Source organism: Protofrankia sp. Cas3 (assembly GCF_963555955.1).
In the GTDB taxonomy this organism is placed as follows: domain Bacteria; phylum Actinomycetota; class Actinomycetes; order Frankiales; family Frankiaceae; genus Protofrankia.
In genome coordinates this window covers 1-3,535 of the sequence record NZ_CAUVXP010000286.1, presented here as the reverse complement: position 1 = coordinate 3,535, position 3,535 = coordinate 1, and the positions used below count along the sequence as shown (strand labels likewise).

Genomic DNA, 3,535 nt, shown 5'->3' with positions numbered 1-3,535 from the left:
TAAAGTAAACTCCCGGCGTGGCTTTAGAGAACACGCACATGGGCGGAGCGCAGCCACCGGAATCCAGTTTAGAGAACAGGGAGACCGCCTCGCCCGGCCGGCCAGGTCGGCGTGCGGTCGCGGTCCCCGAGCCCTACGCCACCGTGCTTGCCGCCTACACCGCGGCGCTGGCCCGGGCGCCGGTGTCCGACCAGACCCGGCGCACCTACGCCTCGAAGGTCCGCCAGTACCTGGCCTGGCTCGCCGACAGCGACCTCGACGGCGACCCGCTGGCTGACCGGGCCGCCCGCGACTGGGCGGTCCGCGACTACCGCTCTCACCTGCAGAACGTGCTCAAGCGGGAGCCGCGCACGGTGAACAACGCGCTGGCCGCCGTCGACGACTTCTACACCCGTCACGGGCTCGGCCCCGCGGCCGCCGCCCGGGCCAGCCTGCCCAAGACCGCGCCCCGTGCGCTGTCGCACCGGGCCGCGGTCCGGTTCCTGCGTGAGATCGAGCGCTGGCCCTCGCCCCGCGACGCCGCGCTCGCCCTGGTGCCGTTCTACGCCGGCGCGCGGATCGCCGAGACCGTCGGCCTGGACGTCGACGACGTCGCCCTGTCCTCCCGCAAGGGCAGCCTGCGCATCCACGGCAAGGGCGACCAGATCCGCCGAGTCCCCATCCATCCGCCACTACGCAAGGCACTGAGCGGCTGGCTCGAGGAACGACCCGACTGGCCCGGCGCCGACGACAACCCCGCCCTGTTCCTCAACCAGCAGGGCGGCCGGCTGTCCACCACCAGCGCACACACCATCATCACCACCCTCGCCGAGGCCGCCGGCCTGGACGAGAAGACCACCGCCCACGTCCTACGGCACACCTTCGCCACCAGCCTCGTACGCGGCGGCACCGACCTGGTGACCGTCGCCGAGCTCCTCGGACACTCCCGTCTGGAGACAGTCCGGATCTACACCCAGCCCACCGAAGACGACAAGATCCGAGCGCTCGACCACCTCATCCTCGACGAGTAACCCGGCCTTGAACAGGCGCAACTCTGTTCAAGATCGTCCCATCGCCGCTTTCGGCCTCACCTTGGCTGGACCCCACGAACCCGACCGCCACCGCCCCCGCCGACCCCGACGGCGCCCAGTCGTAGCCCCTCGCCCTGAGCGTGCCGTGGGGCGCGATGGTGGGCCGGCGACGTGGCGGGCCGGGTGCTGCGGCTGCCCGGGCTGCCCGGGCTGGGTGGGCCGGGTGACTGTCCTGGGCCCGGCCTGGGCGTCGTCGGCTGTGCGGCACGCCGGCCGGTCACCGTGGCGGTCGTGATCGGGTCACCGCCGCGGCGCCGGCGACGACGAGGAGCTGGCTGAGGATCTGAGCGGCGACGTCATCGGGGTGGACCCAGCCCAGAGCGACCAGCGGGCCGGCGGCGAGGCCGACCGCGAGAAGCCCGACGGCGCCCCGGCGCCCGCGCCGGCATCGGGACAGCCGGTGGCCGTGCCCGGCAAGCCCCGGCCGCCGGCTGTCCCGGACCGTGTCCCCGGCGCTGCCGCCCGGTTCCGGGCGGTCCGGTTCCCCGTCGCCTGATCCCGGACCGTCGGGGTCCGGGACCAGCCGGTGCGCCGGCGTCCTCGTCATGGTCGTCACTGTCATGGTCGTCACTGTCATGGTTGTCACTGTCATGGTTGTCACCGTCGTCCCTTCGTCGTCGTCGGCTGTCGTAGGGAGTGGGGTGACGCCCGCCGGATCGTGCAGTCCCGGCATATTTCCGTGGACGTTTGCACGTTCACCGTCGTCCACACCCACTGATCGGGTGACGGGGGACAGCGGGACCGGCCGGAAAGGCGACGGCGCCCCGGGTTGTGGTCGACGCCCAGTCACCGGCGTCGCGTGCGGCCCCGGTGGTCGTTGTCGCCGCCGGGGGACTGCTGCGCGACGGTGTCCGGATCGGGGTGGGTGCTCCGGACACCGCCGAGGCCGTCGCCTGCCGTGTCCGGTCCTCGGTGAGAGGAACAAACAAAGATGATCGTTCGGTGACAGATCGGGGGGACTTCGATGCGTTCTTCGGGGAGGATTTCCCACGCCTGGTGCTGGTTCTGCTGAAAAGCGGGGCTGGATATCACGACGCGCAGGACGCCGCCCAGGAGGCGATGGTCGCGCTGTACCGGGCCTGGGCCGGGGTCGACAGTCCCCGTCCGTGGGTGCGGACCGTCGCCCTGCGGATCTGGTGGAGACGGCCGCCGCCGCACCTGGGCCTGGGTGAGCATCCCGGACCGCCCGTCGGTGACAACCCGCTCGACGTTGAGGAGGAGAAATGGAGGGTCGTGGAGCTGATGCGCTGCCTGCCGCCGGCCCAGCGGGCCGTCGTGGCGCTGCACTACGACGGGTTCAGCACGAAGGAGATCCGCACCATCATCGCCGGGGCCGGGGCGGTCAGGTCGGAGGCGACGGTCCGTTCGTCCCTACGGCACGGCCGCCGGCGACTCGAAGCGATCCTCGCCTCGGAAGGCATCACGATGTCGGGTTCGGCCTCATGACCGGGTCGGGGCGATGAGCCGGGTCGAGCTGGCCGGTGCGCCGGGCGAGGACGGGTTCGCCGTTCTCGACGCCACCTTGCGGGCCCTCGACGGCGACGCGCTGTCCGACCTCACGGTCCGCCTCAACCTCACCCGGCGGTTGGGCCTGATCCACGACGGGGTGTCGGTTTCCCCTGGTCCCGGCCCGGCGGTCGGGCTGGCGTCGCTCTACGCGGACCTCGGGCCGGGCCTGGGGGGCCGGGGACGGGGGGCGCCGGTGGGTGGGGGTTTCTTCACCGGTCTGCAGGCCGCCCTGGCCGCCCTGGCCGCCGGGGACGCCGGGGACGCCGGGGACGCCGAGGACGCCGAGGACGCCTACAGCCAGGCGCTGCAGGCGGCCCTGCTCGCCCTGAGCCCCCTGTTCACCGCGCCGGACCCGGCCCCCGCGTCCGCCCCCGGCCTCTCGGATGGTCCCGGCGGTCGGGGTGCCCCCGGGGGGGTCTCGGGGTCGCGGTTCCCGCTCGACATGCCGTTCTACCCGTGGGCGGTGGACGTCACCGGGCTGCGTACCGATCCGGGGCGCCCCGCCGATGTGCTGGCCGGCCGCGGCGATGTCACCGGGCTGCGGGTCCGCGTCGACGCCGGGGACCGGTATGCCGCGATGAGGCTGGCCGATCTACTGGCCGGCCGCGGCGACCTCGATGGGGCCATGACGGTCCTGCGGACGCAGGCCGAGGGCGGGAACTGGGATGCCGCGGTCCGCCTGGCCGATCTACTGGCCGGCCGCGGCGACCTCGATGGGGCCGTGACGGTCCTGCGGGTCCAGACGGACGCCGGGGACTGGGCGGCCGCGGTCCGCCTGGCCGATCTACTGGCCGGCCAGGGTGATCCCGACGGGGCCGTGACGGTCCTGCGGGCGCCGGCGGACGCCGGGGACCGGGAGGCCGCGGTGGGCCTGGCCGATCTGCTGGCCGCCCGGGGTGACCGGGCGGGTCTGCGCCGCCGGGCCGACGCCGGGGACCGGTATGCCGCCCGGCGGC

4 protein-coding genes are annotated in these 3,535 nt (G+C 73.7%); 3 read left to right on the top strand and 1 reads right to left on the bottom strand.

What is annotated here, in order from left to right; genetic code table 11:
* Nucleotides 1-38 precede the first annotated feature (38 nt).
* Nucleotides 39-1,010 (top strand): tyrosine-type recombinase/integrase, encoded by a 972-nt coding sequence (locus U9983_RS27205; RefSeq protein WP_322756749.1) that lies wholly within the window; start codon nt 39-41, stop codon nt 1,008-1,010.
* 277 nt (nt 1,011-1,287) lie between these two features.
* Here U9983_RS27205 and U9983_RS27200 read toward each other — a convergent pair whose 3' ends face one another.
* The gene (locus U9983_RS27200) at nt 1,288-1,662 is read right to left on the bottom strand and encodes a hypothetical protein (RefSeq protein WP_322756748.1); all 375 of its coding nucleotides are present in this window, start codon (nt 1,660-1,662) and stop codon (nt 1,288-1,290) included.
* A 350-nt stretch (nt 1,663-2,012) separates the two neighbouring features.
* Between U9983_RS27200 and U9983_RS27195 the strand changes: the two genes are divergently transcribed.
* Both U9983_RS27195 and U9983_RS27190 read left to right on the top strand, forming a co-directional pair.
* Nucleotides 2,013-2,516, top strand: coding sequence for an RNA polymerase sigma factor (locus tag U9983_RS27195; protein ID WP_322756747.1), 504 nt, complete (start codon nt 2,013-2,015; stop codon nt 2,514-2,516).
* Nucleotides 2,517-2,529: 13 nt separating this feature from the next.
* The coding region (locus tag U9983_RS27190; protein WP_416211574.1) for a tetratricopeptide repeat protein at nt 2,530-3,535 on the top strand (1,006 nt) is incomplete at its 3' end.

Coding starts and splice junctions, on each gene's coding strand:
- U9983_RS27205 (WP_322756749.1), top strand. CDS start 39: ATGGGCGGAGCGCAGCCACCGGAATCCAGTTTAGAGAACAGGGAGACC.
- U9983_RS27200 (WP_322756748.1), bottom strand. CDS start 1,662: ATGACAGTGACAACCATGACAGTGACGACCATGACAGTGACGACCATG.